Origin of the sequence: Bacillus sp. JH7, assembly GCF_001563515.1 — a bacterium.
GTDB classification, from domain to species: Bacteria; Bacillota; Bacilli; order Bacillales; family Bacillaceae_G; genus Bacillus_A; species Bacillus_A cereus.
The window spans coordinates 527,712-547,335 of the sequence record NZ_LPUS01000022.1 but is presented as its reverse complement, the minus strand read 5'-3'; the positions used below and the strand labels follow the sequence as shown (position 1 = coordinate 547,335).

The following is a 19,624-nucleotide window of genomic DNA, read 5'->3' as shown; positions in this document are numbered from 1 at the left end:
TGAATAAAAATATACCTATGGGGGTAATAGAGTGAGTGTTAAACCGTTACAAGCAAAAGATGTGGCAGAGAAAGTGTTATTCGGAGAGTTATTCATTTTAGATGTTCGTAATGAGGCGGATTATGAAGATTGGAAAATTGAAGGGAAACAAGTTTCTTCTATTAATAAACCTTATTTTGACTTGTTAGATGGTGTAGATCATATTGTCAGTGAACTACCTAAAGATAAAGATGTTTTAGTAGTATGTGCAAAAGAAGGGTCTTCTATATTTGTGGCAGAGCAATTAACAGAGGCTGGATTAGAAAATATTTATTATTTATCTGGTGGTATGAAGGCTTGGAGTGAATATGTAAAGCCTATAAAAGTGGGAGATTTAAAAGATGGCGGAAGTATGTATCAGTTTAACCGTCTTGGAAAAGGTTGTTTATCATATATGGTTATTTCAAACGGTGAAGCAGCAGTTATTGATGCAGTAAGAACAGTTGAAGCGTACGAAGAGTTTGCGAAAAATCATGGCGTTACGATTACGAATGTAATGGATACACATTTACATGCAGACCATATTTCCGGAGGACGTAAGTTAGCGGAAAAGGTAGGTGGTACGTATTGGTTACCACCAAAAGATGCAGAGGAAGTTGTTTTCTCATACGAACCGCTTGTTGAAGGATCTGTTATTACGGTGGGGGGGACTAAAATTGTAATTGACGCATTATACTCACCAGGGCATACGATTGGAAGTACGTCATTCATTGTAGATGATTCTTATTTATTATCAGGCGATATTTTATTTGTAGATTCAATTGGGCGTCCTGATCTTGCTGGTAAGGCTGAAGATTGGGTGAGTGATTTACGTAATACTTTGTATAGCCGATATAAAGAGCTATCTCAAAATTTAGTTGTGTTACCGGCTCATTATTCAAAAATAAGTGAAATGAACGAAAGTGGTATCGTTAGTGCAAAATTAAAAGATTTATTTGAGCATAATGCAGGATTAAATATTGAGGATGAGGGAGAGTTCCGTAAAGTTGTAACAGAAAACTTACCACCTCAGCCAAATGCATATGAAGAAATTCGTCAAACCAATATGGGTAAAATTCACCCAAGTGTGGATAAAGAGCGTGAAATGGAGATTGGTCCAAATCGTTGTGCAGTGCACGAATAATGAAATAAATAAAAAATGGAGGAATTGATGATGAATATAAAACAAGTGTTAGATGCGAAAGGTTTAGCATGTCCAATGCCGATTGTAAGAACAAAGAGATCAATGGATGCTCTACAAACTGGAGAAGTGTTAGAAATACATGTAACGGATAAAGGGTCAGTTAAGGATATTCCAGCGTGGGCAAATAAATGTGGCCATGACATCGTAAAGCTTGAAGAAGAAGGCGATGTGCTGAAGTTTTGGATTAGGAAGGCGTAGTGAAGCAATAGTTTTGTAAATATAGAGAGGTTGGTTATATGAACACAATATTAAGTACGCTTTTCATTGTACTTGCTGCATGGTTTGTTATTTCACGATTTTTACCAGTGAAAGGTGTTCAAAATATAAATGGCAAAGAATTGAAAAGTATAGTGGGGAAAAAGGGGAAGTATTTTATTGATGTCCGTACAGTAGGTGAATATAGAGGGAATCATATGAAAGGCTTTCAAAATATCCCCCTAAATGATCTAGCAAGTAAGGCGAATCAATTAGATAAGAATAAGGAAGTAATCGTTATTTGCCAAAGTGGAATGAGAAGTAAGCAAGCAGCAAAGGTATTAAAGAAATTAGGATTTCAGCATGTTATCAATGTTTCAGGCGGTATGAATGGTTTGTGAGGAGGGAGTTTAAAATGAAAGAAATGACAGTAAAAGAATTGGAAGAAAAATTGTTACGTAAAGAAGCAGTAAATATCATGGACGTACGTGAAGTAGAAGAAGTAGCCGAAGGGAAAATTCCAGAAGCGTGTAATATTCCACTAGGACTATTAGAGTTTCGTATGCATGAGTTGGATAAAAAGAAAGAGTATATTATCGTTTGTCGTTCTGGCGGAAGAAGTGCACGAGCAGTTCAGTTTTTAGAGAGCTACGGTTTTCAAGCAATTAATATGGTAGGTGGTATGTTAGCATGGGAAGGTAAAGTCGTATAGTACAGGGATACATGATTTGAGCCTTTTTATAAATGATAAAATACCCCTATAGGTAATCGGAGGGAGAACAACATGGAACAACAGAAGAAAACAACAATCGTTTTATTTAGCGGAGATTATGATAAAGCAATGGCTGCTTATATTATTGCAAATGGTGCAGCGGCGTATGATCAAGAGGTAACTATTTTTCATACTTTTTGGGGATTAAATGCTTTAAGGAAAGATGAGCATGTGAAGGTAAAGAAAACTTTTATAGAAAAAGTGTTTGGAAAAATGATGCCACGCGGTGCGGATAAGATGGGATTATCAAAAATGAATTTTGCAGGTATGGGACCAAAGATGATTAAAGGTATTATGAAAAAACATAATGCGATGCCTTTACCAGATTTAATCGATTTGGCGAAAGAACAGGGGATTAAACTTGTCGCTTGTCAAATGACAGTAGATTTATTAGGGTTAAAAGAGGAAGAGATTATGGAAGGGGTAGAGTTTGCAGGAGTAGGAGCTTATTTAGCAGATGCTTCGGATGGGAATGTAAACTTATTCATTTAATTCATCTTCTTTCTAGAAGGGAGGGGATGTAAGATGAGCTTAGTCGTATTACTTTTTATAATTGGATTTATAGGATCGTTTATATCAGGAATGGTTGGAATTGGCGGTGCGATTATTAATTATCCGATGATCTTATACATTCCGGTATTGCTAGGATTTTCTGGCTATACATCACATGAAGTGAGCGGTATTACAGCGGTACAAGTATTCTTTGCAACTTTTGCAGGGGCATGGGCCTATCGGAAAAGTAATGATATGGATAAAACGTTAGTTGTATATATGGGAGCTAGTATATTAATAGGAAGTTTCATAGGGAGTTTTGGTGCTAACGTATTAGCGGAACATACGGTCAATGTTGTTTATGCAGCTTTAGCCACAATTGCTGCTATTATGATGTTTGTACCGAAACAAAATAATAGTGGAGATGTGAAGTATAATAAATGGTTAGCAAGCTTGTTAGCGTTCGTTGTAGGGGGAGCTTCAGGCATTATAGGAGCTGGAGGTTCGTTCCTTTTAGTTCCCATTATGCTAGTTATTTTAAAATTACCACTGCGCATGACGATCGCAACATCTATCGCTATTACGTTTATTTCCTCAATAGGGATTACTACAGGAAAAATGGTTACTGGGCAAGTAGTTATCATTCCAGCTCTAATTATTGCGGTTGCAAGTATATTTGCTGCGCCACTTGGAGCACGAGTCGGGAAGAGGCTAAATCAAAAAGTACTGCAATATGTATTGTCCACTTTAATTGTAGGCACTGCTGTTAAAATGTGGATCGATATGATATCAAAATAAAAGGATGGTGCTGCTTACAGCCCATCCTTTTATTTATTGCCCGTAAACCTAACGGATTATAGTTTTACTTTATGCCCAAATAACTTTCATTAAGTTTTTATATTCGTCATTTGCTAATTTATATAGCATTCTCGTATGTTCAAAGACAAGTGCTGGATTAAAGTTTGGTTCTGAGAATGCAAGAGATGTTGAAATATCAATTGCATTTTGCTTATTTAATGTGAATTTTGCAAAGCGATAAGATGTATTTAATTCATTGATGACATGTAAAATATCATTTGTTGATGTTGCATCAGGCACGTGAGCAACATTGAAGCAGTATATATCCACCGTAGGATGTTCGTTTTGGAAAGCAGCGATAAGTTGAATCTTTGCGCCAGCTTCAGTCTCTAATCCTACTGAAAAATGAACAGAGCCATCATTTTCATCTATATTTTCTTCCATGTATATATCGTTAGATTTTAAGTAGTCTTTAAAATCTGAGATGTTATGTTTTACTGCAGCTTTCATATGTATGAGCCCCCTGATAATTGGAATAGATTGCTACTATTTATTATAATTTAAAAATATTAAAAAAGATAGTTAGAAAGTTCTGATTTTTATATTTGGAAGAATATAAAGAAGCGGTTCTCTACCTCCATAGAGAACCGCTTCTATATTATTCATTGTCATTAGACGATGTTTCTGTATCTTCACTGCTATTTTTGTTCTTATTTTTCACTTCATTGTTATTTGATTCGCGTTCACTTGAATTTTCAGACTTAGATTCTTTTGTCTTTTTCGAATCAGAGTTTGAGTCAGACTTTGTATATGCAGGTAGCCCAAGATGAGTACGAAGTTCATTTGTAACATTAGCTAATTCTTTTTTATCTGGATTGTAGTAGTAAGTTCGACCACCACCAGCAGATTTGCTACAAGTATCGTCACCTTTTGCCATGTAGCAATCATCACCTTGGATTTGTAATTTCTCAATTTCCGAATCCGATCCATATTTATAGAATGAAAGCATATCATCAAATGTTAAGTTTGTAACGAATTGTCCGTTAATATCATCAATGATGTTGCCAACTTTTGTTACAGAACCAACACTTGTTAGTTTCTTTAAAATAGCCTCGATAACGAGTTGTTGACGTTGTCCACGCATTGCATCACTATCGATGTGCCTTGTTCTAGCAAGAGCAAGAGCTTCTTCGCCATTTAGCTTTTGAACACCTTTTTCTAGATGAATAGCCTCAGCATTATCATTGCTATCTTGCTCAGTAAATTCAACTGGTACATCAACTTCAACACCGCCCAAGTCATCGACGATTTTTATAAATGATTTAAAGTTGAATTTTACAAAATAATCGACAGGAACATTCATTAATTTTTCAACTGCATCAATGCTTGCTTGTGGTCCACCATTTTTTCCGTTTTTAGCAGAACCGAATGCATGAGCGTGTGTAATTTTATCTTTTTTCTTTTCTATTGGAATATAAGTATATGTGTCACGTGGGATACTTAATAGTTTAACAGTTTTGCTATCTTTATTAAATGTTGCAAGTAAAAGCGCGTCTGTTCTTATAGCTTCACCATATTCTTTTCCACGGACATCGCTTTCATCGACACCCATTATTAAAACAGAGACATTGTTTGTAATAGGTTTTACAGCCTTATCACGTAAATCAGATTTATCACCGCGTGCTAAATCGTGTGCGGCATTTCGAACAGCAGAAGATGCTTTATTTACTAAAAACCAAGTATAACCGCCGCCTATTAATAAAACGAATAGTATAGCGCTTATAATAATTTTTATTTTTTTCTTATTTTTTTTCGGTTTATTGCGTGTATTTTCTTGCAAAGATGGGTTTTGCTCCATTTCCTGTACTCCTTCATTTGGATTGAAATACGACACTCATATCCACTTATTATAATGAAATTTAGCGAAAAAAAACATTACAAAACATTTACATTTCGTAAAAATTCAATATATTTATAAAAAGTCAGATTTTCTATATATTATTTGTCAGATGTAGAATAAGTATAAGGGCTTTTAGTAGAAATGAAAATATATATTATGAGAAAGTGATAGGGAAGTAAGATTTGTTGAAATATAGCCAAGAAGAAATGAGTAAGCTTACTTATTTCTTCTATATAATAAAGAAGAATTTGACGGATAAAGGAGAGAGCATAATGAATCATACATCATTCCGAGCAATCGTTGTGAACGAAAAGGAAAATCATCAGTTTGTAAGAAAAGTTGTTGAGAGAGAAGTAAGTAGTTTACCTGAGGGAGACGTATTCATACAAGTTCATTATTCTTCATTAAATTATAAAGATGCTCTTTCAGCTACTGGTAATAAAGGTGTTACGAGAACATATCCTCATACGCCAGGAATTGATGCTGCAGGAGTAGTTGTGAGTAGTGAAGATGCTACCATTAAAGCAGGAGATCAAGTTATTGTAACGGGATATGACTTAGGTATGAATACCTCTGGTGGTTTCGGAGAATATATTCGCGTGCCATCATCTTGGGTCGTGCCTTTACCAGAAGGAATGTCATTAAAGGAAAGTATGATGTATGGGACAGCAGGTTTTACTGCGGCGTTGTCGGTATATAAGCTTATTGGGGCAGGAATCAAGCCTAATATGGGAGATGTTTTAGTAACGGGTGCTACAGGCGGCGTAGGCAGTGTAGCTGTTAGTATATTAAGTAAGTTAGGGTTTAACGTAGTAGGAGCGACAGGAAAAATGGAAGAGAAAGATATGCTACTACGTCTAGGAGCGAAAAAAGTGATTCATCGCGCGGAATTGAATGATGAATCAGGAAGACCGATGTTAAAAGGGATATACGCCGGAGTTATTGATACTGTAGGTGGACGTATGTTAGAAACAGCTTTAAAAACAGTAAAGTATGGTGGTTGTGTAACGACATGCGGTAATGTGGCAGGCCAGGAATTACAAACAACGGTATATCCGTTTATTTTACGAGGCATAAGCCTTTTAGGGATAGATTCTGTGCAATGTCCAGCAGATGTGAGAAGTGATGTGTGGACGCTCTTAGCAAATGAATGGAGTAATAAAGAGTTAAGATCTTATACAGGAGAATGTACATTAGAAGAATTAGAGGAGAAGTTTACACTTATATTGCAAGGAAAGTTAAAAGGAAGAACAGTTGTTAAAATATAATAAGAAAGAGACGCTTACATTAGCGTCTCTTTCTTATTATAATGATTGTTTTAAATTGATTTTTCCTTGTTCACCTAAAACACCGTCAGCGATATTTACAGCGTGATCGCCAATGCGCTCTAAGTTACTTACCATATCGACGAAGATGATACTTGCATCACCTGAACAGCTGCGTTCGTTTAGACGTAATACGTGACGTTTACGAAGAACACGTTCCATTTGGTCGATTTTGCGTTCTTTTGCAATAACAGTTTGAGCTAGTTCAGTATCGAAGTTTGTTAAAGCTTCAACTGAGTCTTGCAGTGTTGAAATTGTTAACTCAAGCATTTCGTTTAATTCAGCTAATGCTTCATCTGATAGTGAAACACGGTTTGAAATTTGGAAATCTACAAGTTCTACAAGGTTTTCTACATGATCACCGACACGTTCAATATCTCCAACAACACCTGCTAAAACAGAATGTTTTTCAGAATCCGTAGGTGAAAGTGGCTTTTCTGATAGTAAAACTAAATACTCGGTAATTTTTTTATCTAAATTGTTAATAGCTCCTTCTAATTGAGTAGCCATGTTTGCGTGTTTTTTGTCTTGTGTATTTAAAAATTGATTTGCTTCTTTTAATCCATGTAATGAGAACTCAGCCATACGGATAATCTCTTTTTGAGCTTCAGTTAAAGCGATGGCTGGAGATTGTTCAATAAAGATTGGATTTAAATGTTGTGGTTTGAAGTCAATCGCTGCATCTTCACCACGAATAATTTTTGTTACGATCCATGCTAACACTGCAATGAACGGGAATTGAATGATTGTATTTGTTACGTTAAATGTTCCGTGTGCAAATGCAATAGTCATTTCTGGGTTCAAGTTTAATGATGTTTGGAAATATTGAATTAAACTTGTAAATGGTACTAATAAAATTGTAAAGATAATTGTACCGATAATATTAAAGATAACGTGAACTAATGCTGCACGTCTTGCGGCAATAGAAGTACCGATTGCTGCTAATACAGCTGTAATTGTTGTACCGATGTTATCACCGAATAATACAGGAAGAGCTGCTTGTAAATCGATTGCACCTTGACCAAATAGTTCTTGTAAAATACCGATAGTTGCACTTGAGCTTTGTACAATTAAAGTAAAGACTGTACCGACAACAATTCCTAAAATTGGATTATCACTCATGCTAACTGTTAATTCTTGGAATGATTCTAAAGAACGAAGAGGTTTCATACCTGCACTCATTAATTCTAAACCGAAGAATAACATACCAAAACCGAATACAACTTGACCTACAGAATGTACTTTTTTATTTTTAAAGAAGAATAGTAAGATTGCTCCAATTGCCATAACTGGGAGAGCATATTCTCCGATTTTAATTCCGATAATAAATGCAGTAACTGTCGTACCGATGTTTGCACCCATAATAACACCGATTGCTTGTCTTAATGTCATAAATCCGGCACTTACAAGTCCGACTGTTAAAGCAGTTGTTCCTGAACTGGATTGGATTAATACCGTAACTAACATACCTGCTAGTACACCCATAAGTGGGTTTGTTGTAAAACGATCTAGAATATCGCGAAGACGATCTCCAGCTGCTTGTTGCAGTCCATCGCCCATGTATTTAATCCCGAATAAGAAAATACCTAATCCACCAATGAACTGGAAGATCATATCTTGAACATTATATTCCACGCATTCCACTCCTTAAATTTCATGTACGATGTAATTATTAACTGAACCTTGAGGCACTGTAAACGGTTTGCTAGTAAAATTTACACTAAATTTACAAAGAGAAGAAAAGTTTACAATCCCTTAAAGAAACAGCTGTGTTCTATTGGTTTTCATCTTGTATAAATCTTAATTTTGTAAAGAAATCACACTTTTTAGAATAATGTTGTTCAGTCGAATATTAAGGAAAGCGTCTGCGAGTTCATCGTATATTTTTTGATGAAAGTTAAAAAAATATGTAGGAAAATGCATGTAGTTTTATAACAGCAAAACGAGGGGAAATAATTCTTTTAACACGATAAAAAAGCCACTGAATTATCCAGCAGCTTTTTCCGTGTTTTTATCGCCATGCTTTTGTTTTCTTATGCTTGTAATGTAAATGAAGAGAAAAGCAATAAGTAATAGAGAGGAGTAACGATATACAGTTGCATAGTTTGTAAAATGAGCAATAAATCCAAATATAATCGCTCCAGCGCCGATTCCAAGGTCAAATGCGGAGAAGAATGTAGCTGTTGCTACGCCGCGTCGATGCGGTGCTACGCGGTCAATCATCCATGCTTGTAGTGCAGGTTGGATCGCTCCAAAACCACTTCCGTAACATGCTGCAGCAATAATTAAGCTCGGAATTGTCGTCGTATACGACAATAAAATAATGCCTGTAAAAGTTATAATAACTCCCGGAATGATGACGAATGTATGGCCTTTCGCATCATATAGCTTTCCAGAGAATGGACGAGTTACAGCGATTGCTAGTGCGTTACATAAAAAGAAGAGACTAATATCAGCTATGCCGACTTCTGTAGCAAATAGAGTGATAAAACTTCCGATTCCTCCGTACATTAATGTAATACATAATATTAATAATGAAGGAAGTAAAGCTTTACGCTCAATAAATCCATCGAGAAAAGTACTAGATGATTGTTGTGGAGGCTGTTTCGATTTTTGGATTTGAAGTAGTTTCGTTAATATTAATGAAACTACTGTGCACGATAATGCACATAAAAAAAGAATTGTGAAGTTATATGTTTGCATAAGCCATAGTCCGATAAGTGGACCGAGGGCCATTGCAATTGTTCCAGAAAGGCCAAAATATCCCATGCCTTCTCCGCGGCGAGCTGAGGGAATTAAATCAGAAACGACAGTTCCATATGTAGTCGTTGTAATACCGAAACCAGCTCCGTGTAAAATACGAACAGCAAGCAAGAGAAAGATAGTTGAGGCGAAAAGGTAACTGCCCATAGCGAGTAAACAGATAGCAGTGCCGATCATTAAAATGATTTTTTTATTGAATTTTTGCAAGGCGTTCCCAGTTAGCGGTCTAACAAAAAGTGCCGCAACGGTAAACATGCCGACAACAAATCCGATATTGGAACTTGTGCCACCAATTTCTTTCACATAAACAGGTAAGGTTGGAATTAACATTTGAAACCCTAAAAACATACATAAGTTTGCAAAAATTAAAGCAACAAACTCTTTTGTCCATAACGGTTCTCGTTTTACGAGTATTGCTTCTCCCATATATTCATCCCCTATATAAAATTTTCTCTTTTCTTTCGAGTATATGTATTGGTCAATGCAACAGTCAAGGAAGGCGTCTTGAAAACGGATAACAATTTTTAAGATGAAAAACTGACAAATTTGTGTAAAAGCTACACAACTATGAAAAAAAGATGTAAAGTATAGATGTATAGACTTGTAGGTGTTAAGAATGATAGAAATTGTTTTTTCTTTAAAGAAAGCGGATTCAAAAGAGTAGTGAACAAGAAGGGGATATATACTTTTTCACTACATATATTTGAAAAGGTTTACAATATGATGAAGAAAGAGGCGTGTACATATGAGACGATTAGGTATTTCTATTTATCCAGAACATTCAACAGTAGAGAAAGATAAGGAGTATTTAACATTAGCAAGTAAATATGGATTTACACGTGTGTTCACATGTTTATTATCTGTGGATGGAGAAAAAGAGAAAATTATAGAAGAATTTAAAGAAACGATCTCTCATGCGAATGCATTAGGGTTCCAAGTATTAGTTGATATTAGTCCATCTGTTTTTGAACAATTAGGTATTTCGTATAATGATTTATCATTCTTCCATGAATTAGGTGCGTACGGTATTCGTTTAGATGTTGGTTTCTCAGGATTAGAAGAATCAATTATGACTTATAATCCGTATGGTTTGAAAATTGAGATTAATATGAGTAATGGTACGAAGTATGTAGATAACATTATGAGTCATAGACCAAATCGTGAAAATTTAATTGGTTGTCATAATTTTTATCCGCATCGTTATTCAGGGTTATCATACGATCATTTCATTAAATGCTCGAAACAATTTAAAGATTACGGTATGAGAACGGCAGCTTTTATTTCATCATTTGATGCAACATACGGACCTTGGCCAGTAACAGAAGGGTTATGTACATTAGAGCAGCATCGTGAATTACCGATGACAACACAGGCGAAGCATTTATTTGCGACTGAATTAATTGATGATGTTATTATTGCAAACGCATATGCGTCAGAAGAAGAATTACAAGCACTAGGTGCATTAAATAAAGAGAAACAAACATTTGATATAGAAATATATGATACAACGACAGAACTAGAAAGAATTATCGTATTAGACGAACCACATTTTTATCGCGGAGATGTATCTGAATATATGATTCGTTCTACACAAAGTCGTGTGAAATATAAAAAAGAAGAGTTTAAACCTCTTAATACACGTGAAATTAAGCGTGGAGATTTATTAATTGATAATGAACAATATGGCCAGTATAAAGGCGAATTACAAATTGCATTAAAAGATATGGTGAATACAGGAAAAACAAATGTAGTTGGTCGAATTGTAGAAGAAGAGATTTTCTTACTAGACTATTTACAAGCATGGGATAAATTCGGATTCACATTAAAGAAATAGAGAGAATATAAAGGGGAAAAACTACTGATTTCAGCAGCTTTTCCCCCTTTATATATAAAGAGCGAGAGGAAGAGCTATGACAAAGGTGCATCAGCGATTAATTTCTATTTTAGAGGAATTTTTAGAAGAGAAATCGATGTTAAATCGAGCTTTTTTAGCGGGCCGTTTACATGTATCAACGAAGACGATTCAAAAGGATATAAAATTATTAAATGATATATTGGAAGAAAATGGAGCGAAAATCGAATCGCAAAGAGGGACTGGGTACGAATTAGAAATTATACAAAAGAAGAGATTTGAAGACTTTTGTGTGAGTCTATTTCAAAAACAGATGGAAAAGATCCCAACTTCTTATGAAGAAAGAATAGCGTACATTCTGCAGCGTGTTTTAATGATAGAGGGATATGTGAAGCTTTCAGAATTAGCGGAAGAGATGTATGTGAGCAAATCAACGGTCAATTTAATTATGAAAGATGTTACAGATATATGTGGTTGCTATGAATTACAAATTGAGAAGAGACCATATTATGGTATACGTATTGTTGGAGAGGAATTTAATATTCGTTCTTGTTTATCACAATATGGTTTACCGCGTTATGACCATACTCCGTTCCATGAGCAATTTGAGCAGACGGAGACATATTTATCGCTACCTCATATATCACTTATTCGTTCAATTATATTAAAGTATATTGAAGGCGGAACAATATATTTATCTGATATAGAAATTGATAATTTAGTCATTCATATTGCAATCGCATTAAAGCGTTGTCAAAGTCAACATTATATGAAAGGACTGCATGCGGAGCAATCAGAACTTATACTAAAGAAAGAATATACAATTGCGAAGCAGATTTTAGGAGATTTAGAGAAAGAGTTGAAATTTTCATTTCCAGAAGAAGAAGTATTATATGTGACGATGCATTTATTAAGTACTGCTGTTACAACGAGAGATTGCTATGAAAATGTAGAAGAGCTATTAGGGAAAGATATATATGCATTTATGCAACATATTCTTTTTAAAGTAGCGGAAGAACGGAATCTTATTTTTTATTATGATGAAGAATTATTATTTGGATTTGGTATTCATTTAAAAACGTTATTAAATCGTTTGAAGTATAAGTTAAATACGAGAAATCCTCTTTTGGCAGAAGTGAAAAAGAATTATCCGTATGCTTTTGAAATTGCGGTTCTTGTTGGAGATATCATTGGTGAATATACGGGTGAATCGATCCCTGAAAGTGAAATTGGTTATATTGCAATTCACTTCGGCGGAGCGATGAGCCGTTTGCAGGAGCAAAATCAAAAGAAAAGATGCTTATTAGTTTGTGCGACTGGTCAAGGAAGTGCACAACTATTAAAATATAAAATTTTATCACAGTTCCGAGATAAATTAGAGATTGTAGGTATTACAGGCTATTATCAATTGAAAGTAGAAGATCTTTATAAAGAAAAAATAGATTGTATTATTAGTACGATTCATATACCGAGTGGCTTGCCTGTTCCAGTTATAAAAGTGAATTCAATATTTGATGATAAAGAGATTAAATCGATTGGTCAGCGGTTGTTTACGCATGTGAATACTAGTGTGCAGCCTTATATTAAGGAAGATTTAATCTTTTTAAATCATAATGCTTCTACGAAAGAGGATGTTATTCAGTTTTTATGTGAGAAAGCTGCTGAGAAACGCTATGTACCAGAAAACTTTTATGCTTCTGTTATAGAAAGAGAAAATACGTCTCCGACAGCGGTTGGGAATTCGGTTGCAATCCCGCATCCGATGCAGTTATTAAGTGAGGAAACTTTTCTGATGTTTTGCACACTTGAAAAGGCTGTTGATTGGGGAGATAAAAAAGTACAAGTAATTATTTTATTTAGTGTAAAGCGCAATAATAATGAAGATTTGCAAAGGCTTTATGATTTTTTATATGATATTATGTCTAGTCAAACTACGATAGAGAAACTTACTCAGACCGAGGTAATTGAAGATTTTCAAGAGATTTTATTATCATTTTGAAAAAGTATATAAAAACTTCCGTTACATAACGGAAGTTTTTTATGTTTAATTGTATGCGTTTTCATAATAAGATAAAAATATAGAAAACATATAGCTTGGGGGAATTTAAAATGGCTGATATGCAAACTCCATTTGCGTTAATTTTACATGGTGGCAATGCGAGAAGCGCGGCGCTTGAAGCAATTGCTTTTGCAAGACAAGGAGATTTCGGGAATGCCGGTGAAAAGATGAAACTTGCTAGTGAGGAAATTTCAGCAGCGCACCGTATTCAAACGGATTTAATTCAAGAAGAGGCAAGAGGAAATCATGCAGAAATTAGTTTACTGTTAGTGCACGCACAAGATCATTTAATGAATGCAATTACAGTGAAAGAACTGGCTGAAGAATTTATTGCTCTTCATAAACGAGTAGAAGAGAAAGTGACCGTATAAGATGTACATTTTATTATGTTGTGCAGCAGGTATGTCAACGAGTATGGTCGTAAGAAAAATGCAAGAAGAGGCAAAGAAACAGGGGAAGAATTATAAAATTAAGGCGGTTGATTCAGAACTAGTGAAGCTTGAAATTAAGGAAGCCGATGTCGTTTTAATTGGCCCACAGGTGAAATATTTATTTCCAGCTGTAGAGTTTCTTGCAAATTCATACAATATACCAGTTGCGATTATAGACCAACGAGATTATGGTATGTGTGATGGTTTGAAGGTGCTTAAGCAAGCAGAACAATTAGTTTTAGCATAATTATATCTTTTTAAATATAAACATTATAATGTTATAAAGTTTATTTCATTCTTTTATAGTAGAGAGAAAGAGGAGGGCTATTGATGAATGGGTTTATGAGTTTTATGGAACAAAAGATTATGCCAACAACGCAAAAGATTGCAGGACAACGACATTTATTAGCAATTCGAAACGGGGTTATTTCTACATTACCGTTAACGATCGTCGGATCATTTTTCGTTATCTTTTTAAATTTACCAATTGATGCATATATGGAATGGATTGCACCGTTTCGCCATATTTTAGATATTCCATTTCGATTTACAGTAGGACTAATGGCATTATACGCAGCGTTTGGTGTAGGGGCTTCGCTCGCGAACTTTTATCAGCTCAATCAGTTAAGTGCAGGGTTATTATCTGTACTCGCCTTTTTACTAGCATCAGTTGAACCAATTCAAATTACGAAAGCTGTACCAGGTGTTATTGATGCAGGTAGATATATTTCAGTAGGAACATTAAGTGCAACGTCTTTATTTGGCGCAATTGTTACAGCATTAATTGCAGTAGAAATTTATCATTTTATGATTAAGCATAATATCTCGATTAAATTACCAGATAGTGTACCACCAGCAGTTTCAAATTCGTTTGCAGCATTAATTCCAACATTAGCAGTTATTCTTTTATTCTGGGGCATTCGCTACGGTTTGAAATTCGATGTAAATACAACAATTACATATTTAATCGCACCATTAAAATCAGTATTAGTAGGAAATAATTTATTCGGTGGTTTATTAACAGTATTCTTAATCGTGTTTTTCTGGTCATTCGGTATACATGGACCAGCGATTTTAGGACCAATTATTCGTCCGATGTGGGATTCAGCAATTCTTGAAAATATGGAAGTATTCACGGCTACAGGAAATGCACATCAGTTACCAAACTTATTTACAGAGCAGTTCATTCAATGGTTCGTATGGATTGGCGGATCAGGTTCAACGTTAGCTTTAGTTATTATGTTTATGTTCTCTAAATCTAAGTTCTTAAAAGAGTTAGGTAGATTATCATTCGTGCCAGGCTTATTCAATATTAACGAACCAATTATTTTCGGTGCACCAATTGTAATGAACCCAATCTTAATTATTCCGTTCGTTATTACACCGTTAGTGACAACGACAGTATCATATTTCGCAGTTGTTTCAGGTATGATTCCACTTATGATGGCGAAACTGCCATTTACGATGTTAGCACCAATTGCAGCGGTGATTAGTACGGACTGGACAATTATGGCTGGTGTACTTGTACTTGTTAACTTTGTTATCTCGTTCGTTATTTACTATCCATTCTTCAAAATGTATGAGAAACAACAATTAGCAGGAGAGGAGAAAACAGAATGCTCGGAGCAATTATCATCTTAATTACATTCGTGGTCGGACAGTGTATTGCCCATTATTCGAAATGGGTACAAAGTAAATCTTTATTAATGTTACTATTAGTATCAGTTTTATTTATCGGTTGTTCAATGGGTGCATATGTAATGTTAGGATTGCAATCACCGTACGTAATTATTGTACCGACAATTTTATGTGCAACGTGTTTATCTGCAAAATATAGATTTACGAGCATGGCATTAATACAACGTGTGAAGGAGATGCAAAAGCATGGAGCGTAAATTAGGAATTTCACTTTACCCAGAACATTCAACGAAAGAAAAAGATATGGCTTATATTTCCGCAGCGGCACGACACGGTTTTTCAAGAATATTTACTTGTTTGTTATCTGTGAATCGTCCGAAAGAAGAAATTGTAGCTGAATTTAAAGAGATTATCAATTACGCAAAAGATAACAATATGGAAGTTATTTTAGATGTAGCTCCGGCTGTGTTTGATCAGCTTGGTATTAGTTATAGCGATTTATCATTCTTCGCGGAGTTAGGCGCAGACGGTATTCGTTTAGATGTAGGCTTCGACGGGTTAACTGAAGCGAAAATGACGAATAATCCGTACGGTTTAAAAATTGAGTTAAATGTAAGTAACGATATTGCGTACTTAGAAAATATTCTTTCGCATCAAGCGAATAAATCAGCTTTAATTGGTTGCCATAATTTTTATCCGCAAAAATTCACTGGTCTTCCGTACGATTATTTCATTCGCTGTAGTGAACGCTTTAAAAAGCATGGTATTCGCAGTGCAGCTTTTATTACATCACATGCCGCAAACATCGGTCCATGGGATATTAACGACGGATTATGTACGTTAGAAGAGCATCGTAATTTACCAATTGAAGTACAAGCGAAGCATTTATGGGCAACAGGGCTAATCGATGATGTCATTATCGGAAATGCTTATGCGAGTGAGGAAGAGTTAGAGAAACTAGGAAACTTAAATCGCTACATGTTACAGCTAAAGGTACACTTTGTAGACGAAGCGACTGAAGTAGAAAAGAGAGCCACGCTGCAAGAATTACATGTAAGGCGCGGTGACATAACAGAATATATGGTACGTTCTACAGAAGTGCGTAAAAAGTACAAAGACTATGACTTCCCAGTGCGCGAAAGTGTGCTGCAGGAAAGAGGGCAAGTTGTAATTGGAAACAATTCATTTGGTAAGTATAAAGGTGAACTGCAAATCATTCTGAAAGAAATGCCGATAGATGAACGGAAAAATATCGTCGGTACAATTGCGGAAGAGGAGTTATTCTTACTAGATTATGTAGGAGCTTGGACGCAGTTTACTTGTGTGGAATAGGGAAGAGAAGGAGAGGATGCTGTGGCATTCTCTTTTTTCTGTTGATATAGTAGTCTATCGTATATAGAATGCAAAGAGATAGATTTGATTTTGACGGGAGCGAAGGAGATGGAAGAGTATATAGATGGTTTATTAAGGCGGATGGCTGATGAAGATACAGAGGTTAGGCATCGTGCTTATGATGAAGCAAAAGAGCTAGATGACCTATTAACGTTTCCTTATTTACAGCAGAAGGTAACCAAAGCAAAAAAAATAGCAATGAAGAAAGATATGTATTATGTAATGACGAAACTTGCTATTAATACGAAAGAGATCAGTATTGCTGATTATCTTATAGATTGTTTGGAATGTGAACAAAACCCGACTTTGTTAAGTGAACTGCTTAGTAATATTTATACACTGCCAGAAGTAAGTGATACAAATAAAATTATTCCGTATATTTACCATAAAAACGATAGTGTTCGTTTTTGGGCAGTTTCTTCCTTAAAGTTATGTAAATCATTAGAAGCGGAGAGTGCTTTACTAAAGTTGCTGGATACTCAAGAAAATAAAGATGAGATTACAAATATTTGTTATACCTTGCTTGAGATTGGAACAAATCAATCGATTCTGCCGTTAACAAAGCTTTTATATAGTAATAGTGCCTATGTTCGTTCAACTGTTATTGAGGTGTTAGCAAAAATAGGGGGATCGGACTTACAAATAGTTTATATTGAAGCTTTACAGGATAGAAATGTGATGGTGAAATATGAAGCTGTTCGAGCTATTTATACGTATGGCGACGAAATGGCAATGAGACCAATTTGCGAACGTGTGAATAAAATTGTTGCTAGAAGACGGAAAAATGAAGCAGAGCCTACGGATGAAGCAGAGATTATCATTGCTCTTCGTTTCTTACATAAGTTTGCTAATCATGAAGAAGTTTTAAAGATATTTGATAAAGTGTATAAAAAACGTGGAAACTTGTTTGTGTCGGAGAGGAAGTGGCTTCGAGACAATATTACTTACTTTCAAGAGAAAGAAAGAATGTAAGAATCATAAAAAAAGAGCCAGCCTCAACGATGAGACTGACTCTTTTTTACTAACTAGTTTAATACTTTAACTGTAACTGTTTTACGTCCCCAGCTACTTGATGTACCTTTATCTGGCATTAAAACGTCGATTTTATTACCTTTAATAGCTCCACCAGTATCACCAGCGATTGCTACTCCGTAACCTTCAACCCATACTTTTGAACCTAATGGAATTACACTTGGATCAACTGCAATAAGTTTCATGTTTGGATTAGCTGTTAAGTTATGACCTAAAGCTGATTTTACTTGGTCGCCTGCTTTATAACCATTTTCAAGTGGATCTGCTGTGTAAGCTGTTGCTACAACACGTAACTCACGAGAAGATGATGGTGCACTTGTTTCAGTTTCTTTTGCAACAGGTTGTTGTGTAGCTGGTTTTTGAGCTTTAGCCGCTTCACGAGCTTTAGCTGCTTCTTGAGCTTTAGCCGCTTCACGAGCTTCAGCTGCTTCTTGAGCCTTAGCTTCTTGAGCTTTAGCCGCTTCACGAGCTTTGGCTGCTTCTTGAGCCTTAGCCGCTGCTTGAGCTTCAGCATCTGCTTGAGCTTTAGCTGCTTCACGAGCTTTAGCCGCCTCTTGAGCTTTAACTTCTGCTTGAGCCTCAGCATCTGCCTGAGCTTTAGCTGCTTCTTGAGCCTTAGCCGCTTCACGAGCTTTAGCTGCTTCTTGAGCTTTAACTTCTGCTTGAGCTTCAGCTGCTTCGCGAGCTTTAGTTGCTTCTTGAGCTTTAGCTTTTGCTTGAGTTTCAGCTACTTCCTGAGCTTTAGCAGCTTCACGAACTTTAGCTGTATCTTGAACTGTAGTCGTTTTTTCAACTTTAGCTACTGGTTGAACTTTAACTGGTGCTTTACCTGTTAAGTAAGGAACATGAACATAAGCTGTTTTTCCGTTATATTCAAATTGAATCCAATCATTTTGTACTTGGTGTGTTGTTTCAATTATATCATCTTTTTTCAACTTACCAAGAATCTCTGAGTCTGTGTTTGCTCCAGCACGTACGTTTAATACGTTTGCTGTTACGTAGTAAGTGTCTTTTGTATAGTCAGCGCTTATGAAAGCTTCTTTACCGCTATTCAATTGAACTTTTGACCAACCATTTTCTGTATGTAAAACATTTACTTTATATCCATCTAATAATTTTCCTACAACTTTTGATTCAGTAGTTGGGTTTTCTCGTACGTTTAGTACGTCAGTCGTTACGATTGTTTCTGCTTTAGCAGATGTTGTGAAAATCCCAAGACCAAAAACCGCTGCTGTTGCTATACCCATAAATTTTTTCATAATAGCCTCCATTGCATTTGTTTTCGTTGACCTCATTATAGCAACCATTATTTTCTTATTTGCGAAAAACATAAAATTACAAAGCTTTCGTAACGGGGCATTAATATTCTGTAACAATTCCATAAATATCCTGATAGCGCTTCCTTGTTGTTTTTTGGCGTATCAGGGCATATGAAACACAAAATGAGTAGCATTTCAATTACTGTAACGTTAATAATATTACAGTAATATTTCTAGGTGATATCTATAGCGTTACGGAAGTAGCATATTTTACTGTTTGAATGGAAAATTAGTTATAAAACGATAATCTTTTTAGGCGTGAAAATATATAAATGAGGTGAAATTTAATAAAATATCGGTATAATTGTTACAAAATCAGTCGAAGTATGGAAAAAATTACGCCTTGATTTTCGTCTGTTACATAGTATTTTTGCAATAATAGAATTAGATAATAGCCTTAGTACCTATAAATAATGAAGAGTATTAGAATGATA

At 35.4% G+C, this 19,624-nt stretch carries 20 protein-coding genes; 15 read left to right on the top strand and 5 right to left on the bottom strand.

Annotated features, from left to right (window positions below; translation table 11 throughout):
• Positions 1-31 precede the first annotated feature (31 nt).
• The 6 genes from AU379_RS23265 to AU379_RS23240 all read left to right on the top strand — a co-directional run bounded on the left by AU379_RS23265 (position 32) and on the right by AU379_RS23240 (position 3,479).
• Positions 32-1,162: a rhodanese-like domain-containing protein gene (locus AU379_RS23265; protein ID WP_061139771.1), complete on the top strand. Its 1,131-nt coding sequence runs from the start codon at positions 32-34 to the stop codon at positions 1,160-1,162.
• 27 nt (positions 1,163-1,189) lie between these two features.
• Positions 1,190-1,420 carry a sulfurtransferase TusA family protein gene (locus AU379_RS23260; RefSeq protein ID WP_002098804.1) on the top strand — a complete coding sequence of 77 codons (231 nt, stop codon included), beginning with the start codon at positions 1,190-1,192 and terminating at the stop codon, positions 1,418-1,420.
• Positions 1,421-1,458: 38 nt separating this feature from the next.
• Complete coding sequence (locus tag AU379_RS23255; protein ID WP_001092317.1) at positions 1,459-1,818, top strand: rhodanese-like domain-containing protein; 360 nt, start codon at positions 1,459-1,461, stop codon at positions 1,816-1,818.
• Positions 1,819-1,832: 14 nt separating this feature from the next.
• Entirely contained in the window at positions 1,833-2,129 is a 297-nt protein-coding gene (locus tag AU379_RS23250; RefSeq protein WP_000661814.1) for a rhodanese-like domain-containing protein, read from the top strand.
• A 72-nt stretch (positions 2,130-2,201) separates the two neighbouring features.
• Positions 2,202-2,681 carry a DsrE/DsrF/DrsH-like family protein gene (locus AU379_RS23245; RefSeq protein ID WP_000437728.1) on the top strand — a complete coding sequence of 160 codons (480 nt, stop codon included), beginning with the start codon at positions 2,202-2,204 and terminating at the stop codon, positions 2,679-2,681.
• Positions 2,682-2,714: 33 nt separating this feature from the next.
• The gene (locus AU379_RS23240; protein WP_000060714.1) at positions 2,715-3,479 is read left to right on the top strand and encodes a sulfite exporter TauE/SafE family protein; all 765 of its coding nucleotides are present in this window, start codon (positions 2,715-2,717) and stop codon (positions 3,477-3,479) included.
• A gap of 69 nt (positions 3,480-3,548) precedes the next feature.
• Here the strand turns inward: AU379_RS23240 and AU379_RS23235 are convergent, their stop codons facing one another.
• On the bottom strand, positions 3,549-3,989 hold the full coding sequence (locus tag AU379_RS23235; RefSeq protein ID WP_000642362.1) for a hypothetical protein: 441 nt from the start codon (positions 3,987-3,989) through the stop codon (positions 3,549-3,551).
• A gap of 148 nt (positions 3,990-4,137) precedes the next feature.
• On the bottom strand, positions 4,138-5,337 hold the full coding sequence (locus AU379_RS23230; RefSeq protein ID WP_000437392.1) for an LCP family protein: 1,200 nt from the start codon (positions 5,335-5,337) through the stop codon (positions 4,138-4,140).
• Between the two features lie 314 nt (positions 5,338-5,651).
• Here AU379_RS23230 and AU379_RS23225 point away from each other — a divergent pair, with 314 nt between their 5' ends.
• A complete protein-coding gene (locus tag AU379_RS23225; protein ID WP_001016957.1) occupies positions 5,652-6,647 on the top strand; it encodes a YhdH/YhfP family quinone oxidoreductase in 996 nt (331 codons plus the stop codon).
• Between the two features lie 36 nt (positions 6,648-6,683).
• On the opposite strand, the gene AU379_RS23220 is transcribed toward AU379_RS23225, so the two are convergent.
• Together AU379_RS23220 and AU379_RS23215 are read right to left on the bottom strand one after the other, a co-directional pair.
• A complete protein-coding gene (locus tag AU379_RS23220) occupies positions 6,684-8,339 on the bottom strand; it encodes a Na/Pi cotransporter family protein (protein ID WP_000456270.1) in 1,656 nt (551 codons plus the stop codon).
• 351 nt (positions 8,340-8,690) lie between these two features.
• Positions 8,691-9,893 (bottom strand): MFS transporter, encoded by a 1,203-nt coding sequence (locus AU379_RS23215; protein WP_000503243.1) that lies wholly within the window; start codon positions 9,891-9,893, stop codon positions 8,691-8,693.
• Positions 9,894-10,212: 319 nt separating this feature from the next.
• On the opposite strand from AU379_RS23215, the gene AU379_RS23210 reads away from it, so the two are divergent.
• The 8 genes from AU379_RS23210 to AU379_RS23175 all read left to right on the top strand — a co-directional run bounded on the left by AU379_RS23210 (position 10,213) and on the right by AU379_RS23175 (position 17,811).
• Complete coding sequence (locus tag AU379_RS23210; protein WP_061139770.1) at positions 10,213-11,301, top strand: DUF871 domain-containing protein; 1,089 nt, start codon at positions 10,213-10,215, stop codon at positions 11,299-11,301.
• A gap of 76 nt (positions 11,302-11,377) precedes the next feature.
• Positions 11,378-13,318 (top strand): BglG family transcription antiterminator, encoded by a 1,941-nt coding sequence (locus tag AU379_RS23205; protein ID WP_061139769.1) that lies wholly within the window; start codon positions 11,378-11,380, stop codon positions 13,316-13,318.
• 110 nt (positions 13,319-13,428) lie between these two features.
• Positions 13,429-13,749 (top strand): PTS lactose/cellobiose transporter subunit IIA, encoded by a 321-nt coding sequence (locus AU379_RS23200; protein WP_000774631.1) that lies wholly within the window; start codon positions 13,429-13,431, stop codon positions 13,747-13,749.
• A gap of 1 nt (position 13,750) precedes the next feature.
• On the top strand, positions 13,751-14,056 hold the full coding sequence (locus tag AU379_RS23195; RefSeq protein WP_000275642.1) for a PTS sugar transporter subunit IIB: 306 nt from the start codon (positions 13,751-13,753) through the stop codon (positions 14,054-14,056).
• Positions 14,057-14,139: 83 nt separating this feature from the next.
• Complete coding sequence (locus AU379_RS23190) at positions 14,140-15,450, top strand: PTS sugar transporter subunit IIC (protein ID WP_001013053.1); 1,311 nt, start codon at positions 14,140-14,142, stop codon at positions 15,448-15,450.
• On the top strand, positions 15,426-15,704 hold the full coding sequence (locus AU379_RS23185) for a hypothetical protein (RefSeq protein ID WP_061139768.1): 279 nt from the start codon (positions 15,426-15,428) through the stop codon (positions 15,702-15,704). Before AU379_RS23190 ends, AU379_RS23185 begins: the two co-directional genes overlap by 25 nt.
• Positions 15,694-16,779 carry a MupG family TIM beta-alpha barrel fold protein gene (locus AU379_RS23180; RefSeq protein ID WP_061139767.1) on the top strand — a complete coding sequence of 362 codons (1,086 nt, stop codon included), beginning with the start codon at positions 15,694-15,696 and terminating at the stop codon, positions 16,777-16,779. Before AU379_RS23185 ends, AU379_RS23180 begins: the two co-directional genes overlap by 11 nt.
• 108 nt (positions 16,780-16,887) lie before the next feature.
• Entirely contained in the window at positions 16,888-17,811 is a 924-nt protein-coding gene (locus AU379_RS23175; protein ID WP_000393385.1) for a HEAT repeat domain-containing protein, read from the top strand.
• A gap of 53 nt (positions 17,812-17,864) precedes the next feature.
• Here AU379_RS23175 and entC read toward each other — a convergent pair whose 3' ends face one another.
• Positions 17,865-19,253 (bottom strand): cell wall-binding protein EntC, encoded by a 1,389-nt coding sequence (entC, locus tag AU379_RS23170; protein WP_000421960.1) that lies wholly within the window; start codon positions 19,251-19,253, stop codon positions 17,865-17,867.
• Positions 19,254-19,624: the final 371 nt, after the last annotated feature.

What these genes read in the sequence shown, in the direction of transcription:
- AU379_RS23260 (WP_002098804.1), top strand. Translation starts at nt 1,190, where the DNA reads ATGATGAATATAAAACAAGTGTTAGATGCGAAAGGTTTAGCATGTCCA.
- AU379_RS23255 (WP_001092317.1), top strand. Translation starts at nt 1,459, where the DNA reads ATGAACACAATATTAAGTACGCTTTTCATTGTACTTGCTGCATGGTTT.
- AU379_RS23250 (WP_000661814.1), top strand. Translation starts at nt 1,833, where the DNA reads ATGAAAGAAATGACAGTAAAAGAATTGGAAGAAAAATTGTTACGTAAA.
- AU379_RS23245 (WP_000437728.1), top strand. Translation starts at nt 2,202, where the DNA reads ATGGAACAACAGAAGAAAACAACAATCGTTTTATTTAGCGGAGATTAT.
- AU379_RS23240 (WP_000060714.1), top strand. Translation starts at nt 2,715, where the DNA reads ATGAGCTTAGTCGTATTACTTTTTATAATTGGATTTATAGGATCGTTT.
- AU379_RS23235 (WP_000642362.1), bottom strand. Translation starts at nt 3,989, where the DNA reads ATGAAAGCTGCAGTAAAACATAACATCTCAGATTTTAAAGACTACTTA.
- AU379_RS23230 (WP_000437392.1), bottom strand. Translation starts at nt 5,337, where the DNA reads ATGGAGCAAAACCCATCTTTGCAAGAAAATACACGCAATAAACCGAAA.
- AU379_RS23225 (WP_001016957.1), top strand. Translation starts at nt 5,652, where the DNA reads ATGAATCATACATCATTCCGAGCAATCGTTGTGAACGAAAAGGAAAAT.
- AU379_RS23215 (WP_000503243.1), bottom strand. Translation starts at nt 9,893, where the DNA reads ATGGGAGAAGCAATACTCGTAAAACGAGAACCGTTATGGACAAAAGAG.
- AU379_RS23210 (WP_061139770.1), top strand. Translation starts at nt 10,213, where the DNA reads ATGAGACGATTAGGTATTTCTATTTATCCAGAACATTCAACAGTAGAG.
- AU379_RS23205 (WP_061139769.1), top strand. Translation starts at nt 11,378, where the DNA reads ATGACAAAGGTGCATCAGCGATTAATTTCTATTTTAGAGGAATTTTTA.
- AU379_RS23200 (WP_000774631.1), top strand. Translation starts at nt 13,429, where the DNA reads ATGGCTGATATGCAAACTCCATTTGCGTTAATTTTACATGGTGGCAAT.
- AU379_RS23195 (WP_000275642.1), top strand. Translation starts at nt 13,751, where the DNA reads ATGTACATTTTATTATGTTGTGCAGCAGGTATGTCAACGAGTATGGTC.
- AU379_RS23190 (WP_001013053.1), top strand. Translation starts at nt 14,140, where the DNA reads ATGAATGGGTTTATGAGTTTTATGGAACAAAAGATTATGCCAACAACG.
- AU379_RS23185 (WP_061139768.1), top strand. Translation starts at nt 15,426, where the DNA reads ATGCTCGGAGCAATTATCATCTTAATTACATTCGTGGTCGGACAGTGT.
- AU379_RS23180 (WP_061139767.1), top strand. Translation starts at nt 15,694, where the DNA reads ATGGAGCGTAAATTAGGAATTTCACTTTACCCAGAACATTCAACGAAA.
- AU379_RS23175 (WP_000393385.1), top strand. Translation starts at nt 16,888, where the DNA reads ATGGAAGAGTATATAGATGGTTTATTAAGGCGGATGGCTGATGAAGAT.
- entC (WP_000421960.1), bottom strand. Translation starts at nt 19,253, where the DNA reads ATGGAATTGTTACAGAATATTAATGCCCCGTTACGAAAGCTTTGTAAT.